Raw genomic sequence first — 18,877 nt, forward strand, 5'->3', positions numbered from 1 at the left:
ATGGAAAAAATATTCAAGATTGAACTTCATAAAAAAATCATTACGCTTCTTACATTATTCATTTTTATTATAGTCATTAGTCTATCTTGTGCTGCTACTTTATATTTTGGTTTAGCGGTTCAAAAATATTTACTATTTTTCAGTATCGTATTGTTGATATTATGGGGATATTTAATGTATTCATTCGTAAAAACATTACTTAATTTCAACAAGGTTTATTATTTGAAATTAGTCGAAAATGGATTTTCGTATTTACATATTCCCAAATACAGTGGTAGATCAAGAACTTTATTGATTGAAGTTATAGAATCAATTTATGTAAAACCAAAATATTTCACTATTTCCTTTTTATATATCGATTCCTTTCGGGTTTCTCACAAAAATAAATATGAAATCGAAATAATATACGAGAACAATCGAATTGAAAGATTACCCTTAATTTTTAGTGAAGAAAACGCAAAAAATGCGGTTTTGCTATTAAAAAACTGGTTAATGAATTATAAGAAAAGTTAATCACCTCAACTATTTTCCTAAAAGAAAATAAAATTTATTTCTAATAAAAAAAGGTGCTCCATAGAACACCTTTTCAACAAACAAAAAATAACCAATCTATTTATATTTAGACTACTTTACTAATTCAAATTTAAATACTGGATAACCACGTAATCCAGCATCGTTTGTCAATGCTAAGAAGCGTAATTTGTAAACATTGTTTTGTGCATCTTTTATAACATAGAAACGGTCGTCTTTGATACTTGGACTAGAAGATGGACCTCCACCATTTCTCCACGTATCTCCAATCACACGTTGATCAGAAGTAGATGTAGCAAATTTTGATTCATCAACACTTGTAATTGAAAAAGCAGCGTAATCAGAATCTAAAGTTTCAGCTGATGACTCAACTAAATAAACTTTTGTTCCGCCCATCATATTCGAAGTGATAAAATCTGCAAAGTAATATGTGATTTGACTTCCAGGTTGTCCGTAGTAGTTTGTAAAACCAGTAAATGATAAATCCCAATTTGATTTTTTAGGTTGAACACTTGCTTTTTGACCATTTTTTAAATTCAAATACACAAAATTATAACTTGCATCTTTTGAAATGGTTACGGTTTGGTGCGTTGTAGCATTTAAATCGGCATATTGAACTTTATAATCACTTCCGCTTCTAGTAATTCTTATTTTTTTCCATCCACGAGCATTACCATCTAAAGCAACAGAACCTGTATCTGGAGTTGATGTTCCAACTTCGAATCCCATATTTACAAGGTAAACCTTATTATCTGCATCTGTAGCAGAAATTGCTTTTATAGCTGTTCCTTCACCTGAAGCTGATCCTGTTAAAATACCGGTTGGATTATCAACATAACCCGCAGTTGCTAATGTTGTATAACCAACAGCAACCGTTGGATCTTCAACCTGAACTTCATCAATATTTGTAGTATTTAATTGCATAACAGCCATTTTCACTGAACCGTTTATGACAACATTAAAATCATTTCCTGTTGAAAAACCTAAATCCCAAGTATCTCTTTGAACTCCAGTTTGTGTATTTTCACTTAAATCAACAAAAACTTGATTTGGCTCGTTTGGTCCTCCAACATTTGGTACCATTGTAGCGGATGTTACAGGCTCTTTGATGATAGGTTCATCTGTATTTGATGATGAATCGTCTGATGAACAAGAAGTCGCAACAAAAGAAATCATTGCTAATAAGTAAACTACTTTTTTCATTTTATTTGATTTTTAGATTATATGTTAGTTTTAAAAAATAACTGGTTCCGTAAGCCATCATTACTTGTGAATCAACTGTGTGTCCGGCACCTTCATTAACACGAGTTTGATTTAAACTTCCAACATTAAAAAGATTACGAGCTCCAATAGTTGCTTCTAATTGCTTGTCAAAGAAAGTTTTTCGTACCGAAATATCTAACCAATTGTAAGCATCTAAACTTGATAAAACATATTCGTTTGAGCCAACAATCCATTGAGGGGATTTGGATATGTATTTATAATAAACAGCAAAAGTTAACTGAGGATTTTCCAAAAAATACGAAGCATTTGCTTGTAATGAATAGGTAAATAAAAATTTATCCGAAGTAGAATATTCAAGATTATCTATCTTTTGAGAAAGCCAAGAAAACGAACCTCCTAAATTAAAATTGAAGTTATCCCATTGGAAATTATTCGAAGTTACTATATTGAAATTTTTATATTTACTGATGTTGATGTATTCATATTTTGGAGTTGCGCCTTCAAAACGAGTCAATGCACTTGTAATACGATCTTTAATTTCGATAAATCCAAATTGAATTTGATTACTTAAAGCCATATCTGAAGATTTAAAATATGTTGTCTTCTTTAAACTCGTTTGTAAAGATGAACTGCGTTCTGGAATTAAATTTTCGTTGCCTACAAAATAGTGCCCATCAAAAACCATTTTACTATAAAGTTCATTAAAATTTGGCGTTCTGTAAGATTTCCCAAAAGAAGTCCTCGATTCTAAACCATCCGAAATTTTATAAAGTAATCCTAATGAATAGGCGTTTTGATTATCAAACAAAGATTGAAATGAATATCTAAAGCCAGGTTTAAAAGTAAATTTAGAATTTATTTTTACATCAGATGAGGCATAAAAATCAAGATTGTCAATATTTTTACTCACTGATTTGGTACCACTACCTTCTTCATCAACTATAGAAAAACCTTTATTATTTGTCCATTCATATTCAATTGTTGGATTAAAAATATTCGATTTAAAAAGATTAGTTAACGTCCCGATAGAATACCAAACATCCATCGATTGGTCTTTATATCTGTTATTATTGGTTTCTGAATGATGCGTGATGTTATTCCTAAAAGTTTCGATTTCTCTTTTTTGCGATTGATTAGAAAGTGAAATATTATAATTCATTCCGTTCGAAAAACTCCCAATAGCATTTAAATGTTGTGCAAAACGATTCGTGAAATAACGTTCATCATTTCCGTATTTATATTCACCAATATTTTCATTATAACCAGAATCTACCGCTGAATCAAAAAATTTAACTTGGTCGTTCAAATATTCAAATCGATAAAAAATCCTAAAATTATTTTTATTATAATTGATTACTGCATTGGTTTGGATTTGGTCTTTAGGAAGCCATTTATATCCGCGTTTACCATTATTTATGTTATGATTTTCACCTAGTAAATCTCCTTTAAATCCTTGAAAATCGTTCTTCAATCCAGAAACACCAACAAACCAATGGTCATTAATTTTGTGCTTTACATTCAGCATTTGAATGTGTCTTCCTTCAGAAAAAGGTTTGTATTCTTTTCCAATTGTTTCTTCTTGAACACCAGCAGAAATATCCCATTTAGTTTGAATATTTTTCTTGGTAATGATATTTAAAATTCCACTTACAGCATTTGCACCATGAGTAACTCCCATCGAGCCTTCGACAATTTCGATACGTTCAATATCGTTTATATTGATTTGAGATAAATCAATGTTATTACCAAAACCTTCTTCACTCACCGCAGGGATGTTGTCGATAAGAATTTTAAAATAACTCGCATCTAAACCAAACATTGAGATTTTAGATTTTCCAGAGCTACTACTTGGATTAACATTAATATTCATATATTGATTTAATACATCACCCAGATTAACGGCTCCTAAATTTTTGATATCCTCAGAGCTAATTACTTTGACATTATTTACCGAGTTTTTTATAGACTGTGAATCTGCATCTGAATAAATAACTAATTCAGACAAAGTTTCACTTTTCGCAAATCTCAAAGTGTCAGTTTGTGCATTAGTAATCAAAGCACTAAAAGTTAAGAATGATAATATGATGTATTTATTTTTCATTATTTTGATTGATTCTAAATAATTTCAACATGACAAATGTAATATCTTATTTTTATTTATTCTAAATAAATTTTATTTTTTAAAAAATTATTTTAGTTTTGTGCTGTTAATTATTCTTAATCAGATTAAATAAGTATTATGAAAAAATACATCACCGTATTGGCAGTTGCAGTAGCATTAATGGCTTGCAACAAAAAAGAAACTACAAACACAACAACAGATGTAGTTGAAAATCAAAAAGAACAAAATCAGAAAATGGTTTCGTTAAACGGAGCTGTTACAGAAACTTTAGCTGCTCTTGGAGCAACGGACCAAATTGTAGGAGTTGATGTTACCTCAACTTATCCTGAAGATTTAAAATCGAAAACAACTGATTTAGGTCACGTAAGAAGCATAACGGCAGAAAGCATTTTAAGTTTAAAACCTACTGTTGTTTTTGCAACTTCAAAAGATATCAATCCAACGTTGAATGAACAATTAAAAAAAGCTGGTGTAGAATTGGTTGTAATTGACCAAGAATACTCAGTTGATGGAACTAAAAAATTAATTACTGAAGTAGCAAATCAATTAAACAAACAAGATTATCAGCCTTTAATTCACAATATCGATAATCAATTAAAAGCTGTAAAACCGTTTGAAAAGAAACCTAAAGTATTATTCATTTATGCGCGTGGAGCAGGAAACTTAATGGTTGCAGGTAAAGAAACGCCTTTACATAATATGATTGAATTAGCTGGTGCAGAAAATGCAGCGGCTACTTTAACAGATTTTAAACCGTTAACTCCAGAAGCTTTACTAACAAATAATCCCGATGTAATTTTAATGTTTGATAGTGGTTTACAAAGTTTAGGTGGCGCAGAAGGATTGTTAAAAGTAGAAGGAATTGCGGCTACAAATGCAGCAAAAAATAATAAAATCATCACTATGGATGGACAATTATTATCAGGATTTGGACCTCGTTTAGGAGAAGCTGTTGTAGAATTAAATACTAAATTAAATAAATAATGAGCAAAATTGCGGTTTACAAATATGGCTTTCTAGGATTACTTGTAATCGCGATTATTAGTGCTTTATATTTGGGTGCTTATGATTTTTCGGATTCAGTTCCAGGAATCTTAAGCACTTATTTTCAAACGCAAGAACATTCGTCTGATTCGTACGTTTTAATTGAATTACGAATTCCAAGAATATTAATGGCAATCTTTACGGGTGCAGGTTTAGCCATTTGCGGAACAAGTTTACAAGGACTTTTCAAAAATCCGTTAGCTTCTCCTGATTTAATCGGAATCACTTCTGGAGCCGTACTTTTTGCAGCAGTTACCATAGTTTTAGGTTCTGCATTTATGCATCATTTACCACCATTTTTCAGATATGCACTTTTAAGTATTATGGCTTTTATAGGTTCATTACTTACCATGATTTTTGTTTACAGAATGGCAACTACAAACGGTAAAACAAATATTTTAATTCTATTGCTTTCTGGTGTTGCAATTACGGCATTAACTGGAGCTGTAACCGGTTTTTTAACTTATTTATCTACCGAAGAAGAATTGAGAAATTTAACTTTTTGGTCGTTAGGTAGTTTAGCTGGAGCGAATTGGTGGAAAGTTTGTATTGTTGGGATTTTTGTAACCATCGGAAGTTTGATTCTACTTAAAAAAGGAAAAACATTAAATGCTTTAATGCTTGGCGAAAAAGAAGCAGCTCATTTAGGTTTTGATATTGAAAAAAACAAACGTCAAATTATTGTGATTGTTGCTTTTATGGTTGGTAGTATTGTCGCATTCAATGGAACAATTGCTTTTATTGGTTTGGTAATTCCATATATTTTACGATTTATTTTTAAATCAAATTACAATATTTTATTGCCTTTATCTATGATTTTAGGAGCAGTTGTTTTATTAATTGCCGACACCATTAGCAGAATCATTGTGTCTCCTGCCGAATTACCAATCGGAATATTAACAGCATTGATGGGCGCGCCAGTTTTTATATCGATTTTAATCAACTACAAAAGAAAAATGTAATGTTACAAATTCATCAACTTCAATATAAAGCAAAACAACGTTGGTTACTTCAAAACATTGATTTAGATATAAAATCAGGCGAATTAATTGCGATTGTTGGTCCAAACGGAGCAGGAAAATCAACTTTATTAAGTAGCATTGCAAACGAATTAAATTACGAAGCAGCAAGTTATCAATTCAAAAATGAAGCAATTTCATCATACTGTAAAAAAAAATTACCGCAACACAGAGCTAAATTTTCGCAACATCAATCGTCAGAAATTCAATTAAAGATTGACGAAATTGTTTTAATGGGACGTTATCCGTATTTTACAAACGAACCAGAAAAATCAGATTGGGAAATTGTAAATTTATGGATGCAAAAAACACAAACCAATCATTTAACGGATCGCGATTACGAACATTTATCTGGCGGAGAAAAACAACGTTTGCATATTGCCCGAATATTTGCGCAACTTGAAAACGATATCGAACAAAAGTTGGTTTTATTAGATGAACCTTTGAATAATTTAGATGTTTCGCATCAGTTTAAAACCTTACATTTAATAAAAGAATTTACAAATAAAAATAATGCAGCTTTAGTTGTTTTACACGATTTAAACATCGCTGCCCAATTTGCAGACCGATTGTTGTTGATGAACAATGGAAAAATTGAGATTTTTGATAAGCCAGAAAACGTATTAACCCAAGAACGAATAGCTAATGTGTATCAATATCCTTGCACATTAACAAAACATCCAATAACAGAACAACCGATTATTTTATTCGGATAAAAATTAAAAATATGAATGCAACTCAAGATTTAAAAACACAATGGGAAACTTTAAAAGCTTCTCAACCTCATTTAAGAATTCGTAATGCAGCAGAAAAATTAGGCGTTAGCGAAATGGAACTTTTAGCAACTAAAATTGGCGATGGCGTTACGCGTTTAGAACCAAATTTTAAAGATATTTTGGCTGAAATTGAATCGTTAGGAAAAGTTATGGCTTTAACTCGCAACAACGAATGCGTTCATGAACGTAAAGGAACGTATTTAAATGGTGATTTTTCTTCGCCTCACGCAAGTTTATTTGTTGGTGAAGATATCGATTTGAGAATTTTCTTGATGCATTGGAAAAAAGCTTTTGCTGTAGCTGAAGAAAATGCTCGTGGAATTTCGAAAAGTTTACAATTCTTTGGAAAAGACGGAGAAGCTATTCACAAAATATTTTTAACGCCAGATAGTAATGAGGCTGCTTTTGAGGTTTTAGTAAATAAATTCAAAAGTGAAAACCAAGAACCGTCAGAAACAACGGAAGCTTACGTAAATACTACTGAAGAAAAACCGGATATCGAAATTGATGTAAAAGGATTTCAGCAAGCGTGGTTAGACTTAAAAGATACACACGATTTCTTTTCGATGTTACGTAAATTTGGAGTTACGAGAACACAAGCTTTACGCTTAGCTCCGTCAACATATCATGCTCAAGAAATTTCTAAAGATGGCATTGTAACCATGTTAGAAACGGCAGCCAAAGAGAAAACTCCGATTATGGTTTTTACAGGAAACAAAGGAAATATTCAAATTCACACCGGACCAATTCGCAAAACCATGTGGCACGAAAACTGGTACAACATTATGGACCCAGATTTTAATATGCATTTAGATATGAGTAAAATTACGCAAACTTGGGTGGTTCGTAAACCTACCGAAGATGGTGTAGTTACAGCTATTGAAGTATTTAACGAAGCTGGTGATATTATTGTTCAATTTTTCGGAAAACGTAAACCTGGGATTCCTGAATTGGAAATTTGGAGAGAAACAGTTGAAAAATTAGCTTAATATTTTGACATAAAGAAGTCGATTTCAAAACAGAAATCGACTTCTTTTATTAATTAAAGTGAACCAGCAATATGTGTGTTTAGAATTTCATTTTTAGATAAATTGAGTTCAATCCATACATTACAATTCCCGCCATCCTTCATTCTTATTGGAGAAAATTTAAAAAAATTCTCATTAAAAATGTCATTACAAAATAAATCTACATCAACTAATATTTCATTTTTAGAATTTAAAAAAGAAGAAACTTGAAATATATAATCGGAATAATCTCTTAATTTGGCATTAGTATTTATTTCATTTCTAATTAGTTTATCAATTTGTAATAAATCTTTGGTAGTTAGTTCATAATATCGAAGCTCAATATGGTTATCAATATATGGGAAAACAGCATAATTAGGAAACTGAGAATAATCAATTGTTTGAGATTGATTCAATTTTGATTTGATAATTTCTAATTTATTTACTTGCTCATCTTGAAAAAATTCAATAAATCCATCCTTTAAAATTGCTTTTTCGGCCCAGAAAAAATGGTTCTTGGAATCGAAATAAATGGTGTCGTTTTTAATTTTAACTTTACCTGAAAGTGAATCTTTCTTAATTGGGTCATCAAACACTTTATCATAAACTTTTAACTCAAAAGTGCTGTCGCTTTTGATTAATATCCATTTACGATAATCTCCAAGATTTGAAGAAGTAAATTCAGCCTCTAATAAATTTTCTTTTTCTCTTTTACAAGAAATAAAAAACAAGGAAAGGAATATAATTAAGATAAAACTTTTCATTTCTATTTTTTAAAAATCTAAATATATCAAATGAAAAGATACAAAAAATTAAAATACAAAAACGCTCAACTTTTCGGTTGAGCGTTTTGTTTATATAATACTTCCTATGTAATTATCGTTTGTAATGGTTCGCCAAACTTCTACATTGTTAATCCATTTGTTTTTGTAAGGCAAACTTTTACAATTAAGCTGAAGTAAATCAATTTCGTTTATTTCAGTTAAATGTGCATTATCTTCCCAATAATAACCATAAACAATGCGTTGTTTTGTATCTTCTGGAAATAAAGCAACGGTATGTTTTGTACGACCTTTTATTTCTTCTGATTTTAAAATTTCGATTTTTTCTTTTTTGAAATTCGTTTTGGCAACTATTAGATAATTTTCATCTCCAATTTTACTTGCTGGCTGCATTGCTTTTAGAAAAAAATCGGTATAAATTTTATCGCCAATATATTTGGTTCGAATATCAAATTCAAAATCATAAAGTTCGTTTATATCTTCAGGAAGTTTAAAATCATCTGAAGCCGCAAAACAAATCGTAGTTACAAATCTGTAAAAGGTATATTCAACACGAATAATTTGTTGCTGAACAATCTTCTCTCCTATTGTAAAACTCGTTTTGGAAACTTCTTTAATTTCTCCTGTGATAACCATATTTTGCTTTTATTTAAATGCGAAAATACAATTTATTTTACAATAAGCTTTTGTGTTTTTACTTTATCATTTGAAGTTACTTTTACTAAGTAAACGCCACTTTGAAAAGTAACTGGAATTGTTGTTGTTTGATAAAATTTATGTTCTGCAACTTTTTGTCCAATCATATTATAAATGGCAACTTGAGCATCGTTTTCTAAACCTGAAATTGTAAATTCATTTTCTGTTGGATTTGGATACATTACAAAATTTACACCAGTAAAATCTTCATTTGAAAGTACACCATTCCAAACTTGTCCGGCATTTTCACCCCAAATATAACTTGCTAAAGCTGGCATATCGATAAACGGATTACGATTATATTGCCACGTTTGGATGTAATTATTTCGGTTCATTTCAAAATCATCGGCAGGGTCTAATGTGTTCCAAGCCAATAAAGTTGCCAAATCTCCCATTTGATACATCGTTGCATCAGCTGGATTTCCGTTCACTAAATCTAATTGATTGTAACGAATTGCCATATAAAATAATGCACGTGCAACATCTCCTTTCCAACTGTTTTGACTTCCAGATGGTCCGTTATAATCATCTAAACCATAATCTTTATTTCCACGAGAACTGTTAACGTTACCAGCTTCGGCACGTAAATGATGTGCATCAGAATGTCCTGCAAATAAATCATCAGCATTGGTTGGTTCCCAAATATCAATTCCATCAGCTTCGGTTGAAGTTCCGTTAGCAAATCCACCACGAGATTGTGGATAAATATGTTCACGATTCCAATAACCTGTAGTTACGCTTCCTAATTGATATAGATTTTTTGCACGAGGTGTTTCTGAATACAACAACCAAACTTCATTACTATTTAATGGATTTTGGTCTGCAATTTTTAAGATTTCAACGATATCGCCATACGAATGTTTTCGAACTAAAGTTGGATCTGCAATAATATTTTGAATAGCTTGTTTCAATTCAGCTCCAGCTAAACCATTTAAAGAATTGTAATAATCTGGTGCATAAGTTGGTGTAACTTGACCATAAGTCGGATTTAAAGGTGTTCCAAAATTAGAAACTGTAAAATCTGAATCGATTATATTAATAAAAATAAAATCGTTCATACGAACAAATCCAGATGGTAAATTTCCAAACTTAATACGTAAAGCTTCGTCACCTTCTGCTAAACCGTCAGCCAAGATTTCAATATTTTTAATCACCGATGTCTGTCCAGCAGGAATAGTAACATTTAAATCGGCAACGTAATCATCTGCATTAAAATTACCATTTATCAAACTATATGTAAAGTTCAAATCGGCAGTAACAGGTTGTTGTGTTGTAAATGTAATAGGTAAAATTGTACCTTCATTTTTATCTGCTGTATCGACAGTAATTGTAACTCCATTAAAAACAATTCCAGTTCCATCATTTAAAACGCCAGGAGTTGGAGTTCCAGCACTGTAACTTCCATCGTTGTTTCTGCGTATTGAATGTGCTGTTTGTTGCCCAGATTGATTTTCGTAAGCGTACGTTGTAATTCCTAAAGCTGCTAAAAGCTCAGTTGGTTGAGTTGCCGTATTTCCATGTCCAATTCCATGAATTAAATTGGTTGGAGAAGCAGGTGTAAATTCTTGATAATCTAAAATGCTTCCTTGATAAATGGCTACAGCATCAGGACCATTTTGAATCGTTGAATTTGGAATAATATAACTTGGAGTTGGAGAAACTCCGCTATTTCCGATAACAACCAATCCATTTGCATCAGTTGTAAGTCCAGTTAAATCAACAGAATAATAAACTTTTAATGCAGTAGAACCAGAAGTATTTCCGTTAAAAAAAGCCAATACATAACCATCTAACGAAGTAAAAGGTTGTTGCGATTTAATTTCAACAAATTCAAGTAAATCGGTACTTGGCGTATCCGAATCGATTTCGTTAATAACAAATTGTTGTGCGTTTACAGATAAACCAAAAAGTAAACCTGAAAGTGAAAGTAGTTTTTTAAACATTTTTATTATATTTATGACAAAGATACGTTTTAATAAACGCTTTTTTTACACAAACAGTTAACTCACTACATTTTAACAATTTAATAATATTTAAAATGACCAAATATTTTATAGCTTTATCAACTCTGCTTTTTTTTTCGTGTAAAAATGATAAAACCGAAAATCAGCAAATTGAAATAGGTAAATACGAACAAGTTTTCGAAAATTTTCAGAAAAAAAATGACACTCTTTATGTGGTAAATTTTTGGGCGACATGGTGTGCTCCATGTGTTGAAGAAATGCCTCATTTTACAAAAGCAAATGAAACTTTCAAAAATCAAAAATTTAAAATGATTTTAATTTCATTAGACCGTTCAAAAGATTTTGAATCAAAAATGAAACCTTTCATTTCTGAAAATAATATTGTTGCAGATACTTATTTATTAGATGATAATACGCGAATGAATAATTGGATTCCGATAATTAACAAACAATGGGATGGACAAATTCCAGCAACAGCTTTTTATAAAAATGGTGAACAAATTGGTTTTGTTCCGAATACATTGAATTACGAAACACTTGAAAAAATAATTAAACAAAATTTATAATATGAAAAAACTTTTAATATTGTTATTAGTTGTTATGAGTTTTATTTCTTGCAAAAAAGAAGATAAAACTACTGAACAAAACACGACAAACGATTCGATTCAAAAAACTGAAACTACTGTAACTGAAAAAACTGGTTATAAAATTGGAGATGAAGCAATAGATTTCTCATTAAAAAACATTGATGACCAAATGGTTTCGCTTGCAAATTATCCAGATGCAAAAGGTTTTATTGTGATTTTCACATGTAATCACTGTCCGTATGCAGTTGCATATGAAGATAGAATTGTTGCTTTGAATAATAAATATGCTTCTTTGGGTTATCCTGTAATTGCTATAAATCCGAACGACCCAACGGTTCAACCTGAAGATAGTTTTGAAGCGATGAAAGTTCGTGCAAAAGAAAAAGGATTTACTTTTCCTTATTTGTTTGATGAAGGACAAAAAGTTTATCCGATTTACGGAGCAACAAAAACGCCTCATGTTTTTATTTTAAACAAAGAAAATGATAAAAATATCGTGAAATATATTGGTACGATTGATAACAATTATGAAGATGCCAACGCGGTTACCGAAAAATATGTTGAGGCAGCTGTAGATGCTTTATTATCAGGAAAAGAAATTCAACAACCAACAACCGTTGCAGTTGGATGCACAATAAAAACGAAATAAAAAATTGTAAAAAAGCCGTTTCAAAATAAGTGAAACGGCTTTTTTTATAATTAAATTTATAAATCTTTTTTTGCGAACTTCTTTTTCGAAATGTAAAAAGGAACAAAAAACCATAGACATAATAAGACAAACGAAATCAACAATCCGACCGAAGTACCTAATAAATTTTTAAAAATAGCTCCTGTGTAACCCATCATTGCTGAAACTTCTAATTGCATTAAAATTTGAATTCGAGCAAGGTCAATCGGATTTAATGTTGTAATGCCAACTATTGTTTTTTCTATCGGATAATCTGAAAATTGGAATAACAAGAATAAAATAATTCCATCGAATAATATCGCAAAATAAAGCCATATCATTATTGATAATCCGATTCCTTTGGTTTTATCTCTTGTTAAAATTGAACATAAACAGGCCAATGAAACAAAAATAATGGTTATGAGTAATCCCATCAAAATCATCATAAATCCGATGGAATCAAAAGAATAAACCAGTAACGAAATTCCAGAACCTAACAAAAAAGCCAGACATAAACTTAATGAAAGACCTGAAAAAATTCCAATCCAAATTTTCTCTCTTTTAACAGGTTGACTTAAAATCATCTCGATAAACTCTGAGCTGTTATAAATATAAATGGTTGAAAATAAGATTGAAACTAACGGAACGGTAAAAAGTATTACGTTTAAAACAGTCAGAATTCCTTTGGAGGCGTTACCTTCTAAAGCAAAAGAACTCCAAGATAAAATGGCTAAAATTATCGTATAAGCTATTACGATTTTACTTTTAAGAATATCTAAAAAAATAATTTTTATAATCTTATTCATGCGATTTAAAATTTGAAGTTGACTTTAAAATTTGGGCTATTGCTTTGGATATTTTATCTTCTTGAGTTTCGCTTTTTAGCAATTGAACAGATTTGTGAAATTGAATACAACCGTCTTGCATAAAAACAATTTCGCTAACTAAATCATCTAATTCGCTTAACAGATGTGAGGTGATTAAAATCAATTTTCCTTTAGCTTTTTCTTTCAAAATTTTTTCTTTCAAAATTTCAGAAGCAATCGGGTCTAAACCTGCAGTTGGTTCATCTAAAATTAAAACTTCCGGATTAAACATAAAAGCAAGTGAAGCGCTAACTTTTTGGGTTGTTCCTCCAGAAAGTGTACTCATTTTTTTATCAATAATTTCAGCTATTTTGAAAGATTCATAAAGCTCTAAATCTAAATTGGAATTTTGGCGAATTTCTTTAACCATTTCAAAAATTTGACCAACCTTCATATTATCGGGATAACGACCAATCTGAGGCATATATCCGATATTATTTCTGTATTCAAACTTATTTAAAATGGAATGTCCGTCAAAATTTATCGAACCATTATCGGGAATTACCATTCCAAGAATTGATTTAATAAGTGTTGTTTTACCACAACCGTTTGGTCCAATTAAAGCAATACATTCGCCTTTTTTAGTAAATAAATTTACCTCATTTAATACATTTAGCTTTCCGAATTTTTTATTTAAGTTTTGTATTTCTATCATAATTTTAAAGGCTGCATTAATGGAGATTCATCTTTAAGGTAATCAGGTGTAATACTTGGCAAAACTCTTTCAGATTTATCAAGTAATGTAATCATAAAACTTCGGTATAAAAGCATTGCAGATTCGTTTCGTTCAACCAAAACAGAGAACAAACTCAACGGATGATAAGGCACATCACCTAAACCATTTTTATCTAAATCGTATCCTTCGTATTTATCCCAATAATTTTGATTTAATGATTTTACTTTAAGTTTACCATTGGTTGTAATATCAAAGGTATTTCCTAAAAAATTATTTTTACTTATAACGATATCTGCACTACTTGCGTTAATCTTTAATGCCCATCCGTTTTTCAGGAATTTGTTTTCAAAAATTTCAACTCGATTAGCGCCATCACCATAAATTCCGATGGTATTTTCAGTGAAAACATTTCGAATAATTTTACTGTCATCAATTTCTTTTAGAAGTACGCCATAAGCTGCGCCACCCCAACTTTTTTTGAAAACATTTTCTGTCATTTCTACGCGTTTACTGTACATAACGGCAACACCAGCTTCGTTTTTATCAAAAATATTTTTAGTAAAAACATTATCATGAGAAAACATAAAATGCAAGCCGTATCTTTTATTTTCGATACATTTATTGTTATTTATTTTAGACTTTTCTACAAACTCTAAATAAATAGCATCTCTATGACCATGAATACTATTATCTTCGATGGTTAGGTGTTTTGATTTCCAAATATGGATGCCATTCGCAGAAGGTTTTCCTGTGATTTGTCCAGAAATCAACTCATTTTTAAGATATGAAACGTAGTTGCTGTTTATGGTATGAATTCCAAAAAAATTATTATTAAATTTGCAATTTTCTATGATTACATGATTGGAATTTTTGATTTTTAGCGCAGCAATATCTTTGAAACTCGAACTACCAGAATTTGAAAAAGTAATATTTTTAACCATTACATTATCATGTTCAATCACTAAAATTTCATATTTATTTTCGCCATCAATTACAGGAAAGTTTTCTCCTACTAACGTAACCGATTTATTCAAAATTAAAGAACCTTCGCAATAAAGACCTTCTTTTATAAGAATGGTATCTCCGTCTGATGCAAGTTCAAATGCTTTTTTTAAAGTTTTTTCAGGATTATTAGGTTCGACAATTATTGTTTTAGCAAATGAATTTTGTACACATAAGAACAATACGAGAATACATAGTTTTACTTGAAATAATCTTGCCATAATAATAGAGTTCCTGAATGTTCATTATATTGAATTTGACGATTTTCAATACTACTAAAAGCAGCAGTATTTGAACCCATTGGACTTTTAAGTTCAGGATTAGCTAATAGAAAGCTTTTATCCGCTTCGATTAATTGCTTCGTTTGATGAAAGTCTACCAACCAAAGTGAAAATATTTGTTCTGAATTTACGGTTTCATTTTCAATGAAAGCTTTCATGCAATACATATCATCGAACTTATAAATTTTTCCTTTTTTAGTAACCAATTCTGCACCGTAACGTTCATCACTAATTTTCATTAAACAATGATTACAACTGTCAACACCAAAATTAATGGGTTGAGGTTCTTTACTACATGAAATCATAAGTGTGGTTAGCAATAGAATAATTATTAAAGTGCATTGTTTCATATTTTATTTTTTTTAAATTTTGTTTCGAAAATTAATACTAATGAAGAAAAAAATGCGGCAGCTAACATCAACCATCCACCTATTGCTGGAATAGAATAAGCTCCGAAATTTAATAATTGTTTAAATCCGACTAAAGGTGGTTGATACGTCATTCCTGGTACTTGAATAGGTGCTTTCGGGTCAAGATTATGTCCGTAGTCATACAGCCATAAATAAAAATCAATGATTGCAGCAACTCCAAATAGCACAAAAATAATCAACCAAATTATAAACCATTTTCGTTTATTTAAAACTGCTGAAATGATTCCTAATATACCAATGAATCCAATAATATAAGGTAAAACTGTAAATTCGATAAAATCATTTTCATGCAACTCTCGCATTCCAATGTAATGATTTAAACCATTAATTATCTGTACATCACCACTTAGCTTACTTGCATGAATATACAATTCTAATCCTTCAGGATATTGAGGCGCACTTAATTGAATTTGCCAAATCGGAAAAAATAGAGCAGCTAGTAAAAGAAGTCCAGCAAATGCAACGAGAAAACGTGATAATGTTAACATTTTATTTTTAGAAACTGTCATAACGAATTGGTTTGTATTTAAAGAGTTGCTTCAAACTAAGAAGCAACTCTTGTATTTAAAATTTAATTTTTGGGAGCTTTATCACCTGTTCCAAAACGTAGCGGTGTATTACTACCTGCTGGTGACACTCGTATATAACCTTGCATTTCTTGATGTAATGCACTACAAAAATCTGTACAATACATTGGAATAATGCCGACTTTAGTTGGAATCCATTTCAATGTACGAGTTTCACCTGGTAAAATAAGAACTTCAGAATTATTATTTCCTAAGATTGCAAAACCATGAGGTAAATCCCAATCTTGTTCTAAATTAGTAATGTGAAAATAAACTTCGTCGCCTAATTTTATTCCTTCGATATTATCAGGTGTAATATGCGTACGAATTAATGTCATATAAACATCTACACGATTTCCATTTCGTTCTACACGAGAATCGTTTTCGTTTTTAACAACATATTTATGTTTATTTTGATTGATATCATAAATACGTTTTTGCTTTTCAATTAGTAATGACGCCGGAATTATTTGCGCATAGTGAGGTTCACCAATTGTTGGGAAATCTAACAGCAATTCCATTTTTTCTCCAGATATATCAAATAATTGAGCACTTTGTGTTAATTCTGGACCTGTTGGTAAATAACGGTCTTTAGTAATTTTATTCCAAGCAACTAAATATTTACCGTAAGGTTTTTTAGTATCTCCACCCGGAACCGTTAAGTGACCAGTTGAATAATAAGTAGGTTGTCTATCCAAAACTTTTAAAGTTTTTACATCCCATTTCACAACTTCAGAAGATACAAAGAACGAAGTATAAGCATTTCCTTTGTCATCGAATTCAGTATGTAAAGGTCCCAAACCTGGTTTCTCAACTTCACCATGTAAAACGGCGTCGTAATTTAAAACTGGAATCCCATCAAAATCACCATCAAATTTTTTATCATCGATAGCTTTTAACATTTTTGTAAAAGAGAAAACTGGAATTAATGACGCCAACTTTCCACTTCCTACAATGTATTCTCCGGTTGGATCCACGTCAGCTCCGTGCGGCGATTTTGGACAAGGAATATAATAAGCAACATCATTTAAATCTTTAATATCTAGTACAAGTACTTCTTCAATAATTTCAGAAGTTGCAGAATGTGTATCATGGTCGTAAACGTTATGAGCAAATTTTGATTTTACTTTTCGTCCTTTACCTGATTTTGCTAATTCTTCGATTTTTTTCCAGTTTAAAGCCAAGATAAAATCTTTATCGTTTTGAGAAGCATTTACTTCTAAAAGTGTATGCGCTTTTTCTGTATTGTAAGTCGAGAAGAAGAACCATCCACTACTTGGTCCTTTTCCTGTGTGACTTAAATCATAATTAACAGGCGGTGTTTTTAACTGAAACTCAATATTCATTCTTCCCGATTCTGGATTAACTTTAATAAAAGATAAAGCTCCACTAAAATTTTCAGCATAACTGCTAATCGGAATATCAACATTTTCATCTGCAAACGGAACACTAAAACGGGTACCTGCAACCACATATTCGGTATTATCAGTAATAAAAGGAGAAGAGTGATTACCAGCTGAATTCGGAATTTCAATAATTTCGGCAGTTGTAAATGTGGTTAGATCAAGTCGAGCGATACGAGGCGTATTATTTTCGTTTGCAAACAACCATCTTCCATCGTATTCACCATTTGTTTGAGAAATAGCTAAGTGATGTTGATCACCCCAAGGAACAAAACCGTGCGAAGTATTTAACATAGGTTTCGTGTCTTCGCCATAACCATATCCAGTTTCTGGATCTTGAGAAAAGACAGGTAAAACTTTTAATAATCGTCCTGAAGGAAGTCCATAAACAGAAATTTGTCCACTAAAACCACCCGAAGTAAACGAATAAAATTCATCATGTTCTCCAGGAGCAACATAAACTTTTTGAGCGGCATCGCCACTTACAGCATCAGAAGCAGATTTTGGTTTACAAGCTGCGAAAAAAACCAATCCTAAGAAGGTAATTACTGTGTTTTTTAATATTTTTTTCATGATTTATACTTTTATTGAACACCATCATTTTTCCTCATATATTCAAGAATTTGTCTAGCCTCATCGTCCGTTACATTTTGATTTGGCATTCGCACTAAACAAATCTCTAATTGCGATTGTAATGCAGGATCTTTATCAATCATCGGATCCGGATTTGTTATAAAGTTCATAATCCATTCAGGTGCTCTACGTTTAGTAACGCCAGCCCACCCTGGACCAACAAGTTTTTCATCAGTTAATTTATGACATGAAGTGCATTTTGTACTTGAAATTGCTTCACCACTTTTAGCCATTTCATGATCTAAATTCGCAGCTAATTCAACTTTATCAAACTTACCTTCACCCAAAACAGGATCGTAATCACTTTTTACTTCTGTACTTTCAGATGCTGAAGTTTTACTAAAATCACTTGTCGAATTGTCTTTTTTTCCACAAGATATCATAAATAAAACAAGACCAATTAATAAGATATTCATTTTCATAATTATTCATTTTTATTAAACATTAGGTTATTTTAACAGTACTAACTTACGTCGAATAAACTCGACTAGTTATGATTACAATCATAAAAACTAAAAAAAACAAGAGTTAAATTTGTGATTTGAAACAAAATAAAATTAACAAAAATAACGACACAAATAACAATTAAAACATAATAAA

The 18,877-nt window shown here is 30.9% G+C and carries 19 protein-coding genes; 7 read left to right on the forward strand and 12 right to left on the reverse strand.

The features are described 5' to 3' along the window. Window positions 1–513, forward strand: coding sequence for a hypothetical protein (locus tag HW119_RS01950; protein WP_177761016.1), 513 nt, complete (start codon window positions 1–3; stop codon window positions 511–513). A 111-nt stretch (window positions 514–624) separates the two neighbouring features. On the opposite strand, the gene HW119_RS01955 is transcribed toward HW119_RS01950, so the two are convergent. Together HW119_RS01955 and HW119_RS01960 are read right to left on the reverse strand one after the other, a co-directional pair. After that, complete coding sequence (locus tag HW119_RS01955; protein WP_177761017.1) at window positions 625–1,734, reverse strand: HmuY family protein; 1,110 nt, start codon at window positions 1,732–1,734, stop codon at window positions 625–627. A gap of 1 nt (window position 1,735) precedes the next feature. Further along, window positions 1,736–3,856 carry a TonB-dependent receptor plug domain-containing protein gene (locus HW119_RS01960; RefSeq protein ID WP_177761018.1) on the reverse strand — a complete coding sequence of 707 codons (2,121 nt, stop codon included), beginning with the start codon at window positions 3,854–3,856 and terminating at the stop codon, window positions 1,736–1,738. Between the two features lie 138 nt (window positions 3,857–3,994). Here HW119_RS01960 and HW119_RS01965 point away from each other — a divergent pair, with 138 nt between their 5' ends. From HW119_RS01965 to HW119_RS01980, 4 genes are read left to right on the forward strand one after another with little or no spacing between them, the layout of a single operon-like run. Next, a complete protein-coding gene (locus HW119_RS01965) occupies window positions 3,995–4,861 on the forward strand; it encodes a hemin ABC transporter substrate-binding protein (RefSeq protein ID WP_177761019.1) in 867 nt (288 codons plus the stop codon). Then, a complete protein-coding gene (locus tag HW119_RS01970; RefSeq protein WP_410503982.1) occupies window positions 4,858–5,883 on the forward strand; it encodes a FecCD family ABC transporter permease in 1,026 nt (341 codons plus the stop codon). Before HW119_RS01965 ends, HW119_RS01970 begins: the two co-directional genes overlap by 4 nt. Beyond that, window positions 5,883–6,656: a heme ABC transporter ATP-binding protein gene (locus HW119_RS01975; protein ID WP_177761021.1), complete on the forward strand. Its 774-nt coding sequence runs from the start codon at window positions 5,883–5,885 to the stop codon at window positions 6,654–6,656. The genes HW119_RS01970 and HW119_RS01975 overlap by 1 nt, the downstream gene beginning before the upstream one ends. Window positions 6,657–6,667: 11 nt before the next feature. Then, the gene (locus HW119_RS01980; RefSeq protein ID WP_177761022.1) at window positions 6,668–7,705 is read left to right on the forward strand and encodes a hemin-degrading factor; all 1,038 of its coding nucleotides are present in this window, start codon (window positions 6,668–6,670) and stop codon (window positions 7,703–7,705) included. 53 nt (window positions 7,706–7,758) lie between these two features. On the opposite strand, the gene HW119_RS01985 is transcribed toward HW119_RS01980, so the two are convergent. The 3 genes from HW119_RS01985 to HW119_RS01995 all read right to left on the reverse strand — a co-directional run bounded on the left by HW119_RS01985 (window position 7,759) and on the right by HW119_RS01995 (window position 11,144). Further along, entirely contained in the window at window positions 7,759–8,487 is a 729-nt protein-coding gene (locus HW119_RS01985) for a hypothetical protein (RefSeq protein ID WP_177761023.1), read from the reverse strand. 90 nt (window positions 8,488–8,577) lie between these two features. Further along, a complete protein-coding gene (locus tag HW119_RS01990; protein WP_177761024.1) occupies window positions 8,578–9,141 on the reverse strand; it encodes a hypothetical protein in 564 nt (187 codons plus the stop codon). A gap of 32 nt (window positions 9,142–9,173) precedes the next feature. Beyond that, the gene (locus tag HW119_RS01995; RefSeq protein WP_177761025.1) at window positions 9,174–11,144 is read right to left on the reverse strand and encodes an endonuclease; all 1,971 of its coding nucleotides are present in this window, start codon (window positions 11,142–11,144) and stop codon (window positions 9,174–9,176) included. A 95-nt stretch (window positions 11,145–11,239) separates the two neighbouring features. On the opposite strand from HW119_RS01995, the gene HW119_RS02000 reads away from it, so the two are divergent. Together HW119_RS02000 and HW119_RS02005 are read left to right on the forward strand one after the other, a co-directional pair. Then, complete coding sequence (locus HW119_RS02000; protein WP_177761026.1) at window positions 11,240–11,731, forward strand: TlpA family protein disulfide reductase; 492 nt, start codon at window positions 11,240–11,242, stop codon at window positions 11,729–11,731. 1 nt (window position 11,732) lies between these two features. Next, a complete protein-coding gene (locus HW119_RS02005; RefSeq protein ID WP_177761027.1) occupies window positions 11,733–12,401 on the forward strand; it encodes a thioredoxin family protein in 669 nt (222 codons plus the stop codon). 56 nt (window positions 12,402–12,457) lie between these two features. Here the strand turns inward: HW119_RS02005 and HW119_RS02010 are convergent, their stop codons facing one another. The 7 genes from HW119_RS02010 to HW119_RS02040 all read right to left on the reverse strand — a co-directional run bounded on the left by HW119_RS02010 (window position 12,458) and on the right by HW119_RS02040 (window position 18,699). Then, window positions 12,458–13,225: an ABC transporter permease gene (locus tag HW119_RS02010; RefSeq protein WP_177761028.1), complete on the reverse strand. Its 768-nt coding sequence runs from the start codon at window positions 13,223–13,225 to the stop codon at window positions 12,458–12,460. Then, window positions 13,218–13,940, reverse strand: coding sequence for an ABC transporter ATP-binding protein (locus HW119_RS02015; RefSeq protein WP_177761029.1), 723 nt, complete (start codon window positions 13,938–13,940; stop codon window positions 13,218–13,220). The genes HW119_RS02010 and HW119_RS02015 overlap by 8 nt, the downstream gene beginning before the upstream one ends. Then, window positions 13,937–15,184: a nitrous oxide reductase family maturation protein NosD gene (gene nosD, locus HW119_RS02020; protein ID WP_177761030.1), complete on the reverse strand. Its 1,248-nt coding sequence runs from the start codon at window positions 15,182–15,184 to the stop codon at window positions 13,937–13,939. Before nosD ends, HW119_RS02015 begins: the two co-directional genes overlap by 4 nt. Next, window positions 15,163–15,594, reverse strand: coding sequence for a nitrous oxide reductase accessory protein NosL (locus tag HW119_RS02025; protein WP_177761031.1), 432 nt, complete (start codon window positions 15,592–15,594; stop codon window positions 15,163–15,165). The genes nosD and HW119_RS02025 overlap by 22 nt, the downstream gene beginning before the upstream one ends. Continuing rightward, window positions 15,591–16,184, reverse strand: a complete 594-nt coding sequence (locus HW119_RS02030) for a hypothetical protein (RefSeq protein ID WP_255497951.1) — start codon at window positions 16,182–16,184, stop codon at window positions 15,591–15,593. Before HW119_RS02030 ends, HW119_RS02025 begins: the two co-directional genes overlap by 4 nt. 62 nt (window positions 16,185–16,246) lie before the next feature. Beyond that, window positions 16,247–18,217 carry a Sec-dependent nitrous-oxide reductase gene (gene nosZ, locus HW119_RS02035; protein WP_177761032.1) on the reverse strand — a complete coding sequence of 657 codons (1,971 nt, stop codon included), beginning with the start codon at window positions 18,215–18,217 and terminating at the stop codon, window positions 16,247–16,249. Window positions 18,218–18,228: 11 nt separating this feature from the next. Next, the gene (locus HW119_RS02040) at window positions 18,229–18,699 is read right to left on the reverse strand and encodes a c-type cytochrome (protein ID WP_177761033.1); all 471 of its coding nucleotides are present in this window, start codon (window positions 18,697–18,699) and stop codon (window positions 18,229–18,231) included. Window positions 18,700–18,877 lie beyond the last annotated feature (178 nt).

Source organism: Flavobacterium sp. I3-2 (assembly GCF_013389595.1).
Classification (GTDB): Bacteria; Bacteroidota; Bacteroidia; order Flavobacteriales; family Flavobacteriaceae; genus Flavobacterium.

Coding starts and splice junctions, on each gene's coding strand:
- HW119_RS01950 (WP_177761016.1), top strand. CDS start 1: ATGGAAAAAATATTCAAGATTGAACTTCATAAAAAAATCATTACGCTT.
- HW119_RS01955 (WP_177761017.1), bottom strand. CDS start 1,734: ATGAAAAAAGTAGTTTACTTATTAGCAATGATTTCTTTTGTTGCGACT.
- HW119_RS01960 (WP_177761018.1), bottom strand. CDS start 3,856: ATGAAAAATAAATACATCATATTATCATTCTTAACTTTTAGTGCTTTG.
- HW119_RS01965 (WP_177761019.1), top strand. CDS start 3,995: ATGAAAAAATACATCACCGTATTGGCAGTTGCAGTAGCATTAATGGCT.
- HW119_RS01975 (WP_177761021.1), top strand. CDS start 5,883: ATGTTACAAATTCATCAACTTCAATATAAAGCAAAACAACGTTGGTTA.
- HW119_RS01980 (WP_177761022.1), top strand. CDS start 6,668: ATGAATGCAACTCAAGATTTAAAAACACAATGGGAAACTTTAAAAGCT.
- HW119_RS01985 (WP_177761023.1), bottom strand. CDS start 8,487: ATGAAAAGTTTTATCTTAATTATATTCCTTTCCTTGTTTTTTATTTCT.
- HW119_RS01990 (WP_177761024.1), bottom strand. CDS start 9,141: ATGGTTATCACAGGAGAAATTAAAGAAGTTTCCAAAACGAGTTTTACA.
- HW119_RS01995 (WP_177761025.1), bottom strand. CDS start 11,144: ATGTTTAAAAAACTACTTTCACTTTCAGGTTTACTTTTTGGTTTATCT.
- HW119_RS02000 (WP_177761026.1), top strand. CDS start 11,240: ATGACCAAATATTTTATAGCTTTATCAACTCTGCTTTTTTTTTCGTGT.
- HW119_RS02005 (WP_177761027.1), top strand. CDS start 11,733: ATGAAAAAACTTTTAATATTGTTATTAGTTGTTATGAGTTTTATTTCT.
- HW119_RS02010 (WP_177761028.1), bottom strand. CDS start 13,225: ATGAATAAGATTATAAAAATTATTTTTTTAGATATTCTTAAAAGTAAA.
- HW119_RS02015 (WP_177761029.1), bottom strand. CDS start 13,940: ATGATAGAAATACAAAACTTAAATAAAAAATTCGGAAAGCTAAATGTA.
- nosD (WP_177761030.1), bottom strand. CDS start 15,184: ATGGCAAGATTATTTCAAGTAAAACTATGTATTCTCGTATTGTTCTTA.
- HW119_RS02025 (WP_177761031.1), bottom strand. CDS start 15,594: ATGAAACAATGCACTTTAATAATTATTCTATTGCTAACCACACTTATG.
- HW119_RS02030 (WP_255497951.1), bottom strand. CDS start 16,184: ATGACAGTTTCTAAAAATAAAATGTTAACATTATCACGTTTTCTCGTT.
- nosZ (WP_177761032.1), bottom strand. CDS start 18,217: ATGAAAAAAATATTAAAAAACACAGTAATTACCTTCTTAGGATTGGTT.
- HW119_RS02040 (WP_177761033.1), bottom strand. CDS start 18,699: ATGAAAATGAATATCTTATTAATTGGTCTTGTTTTATTTATGATATCT.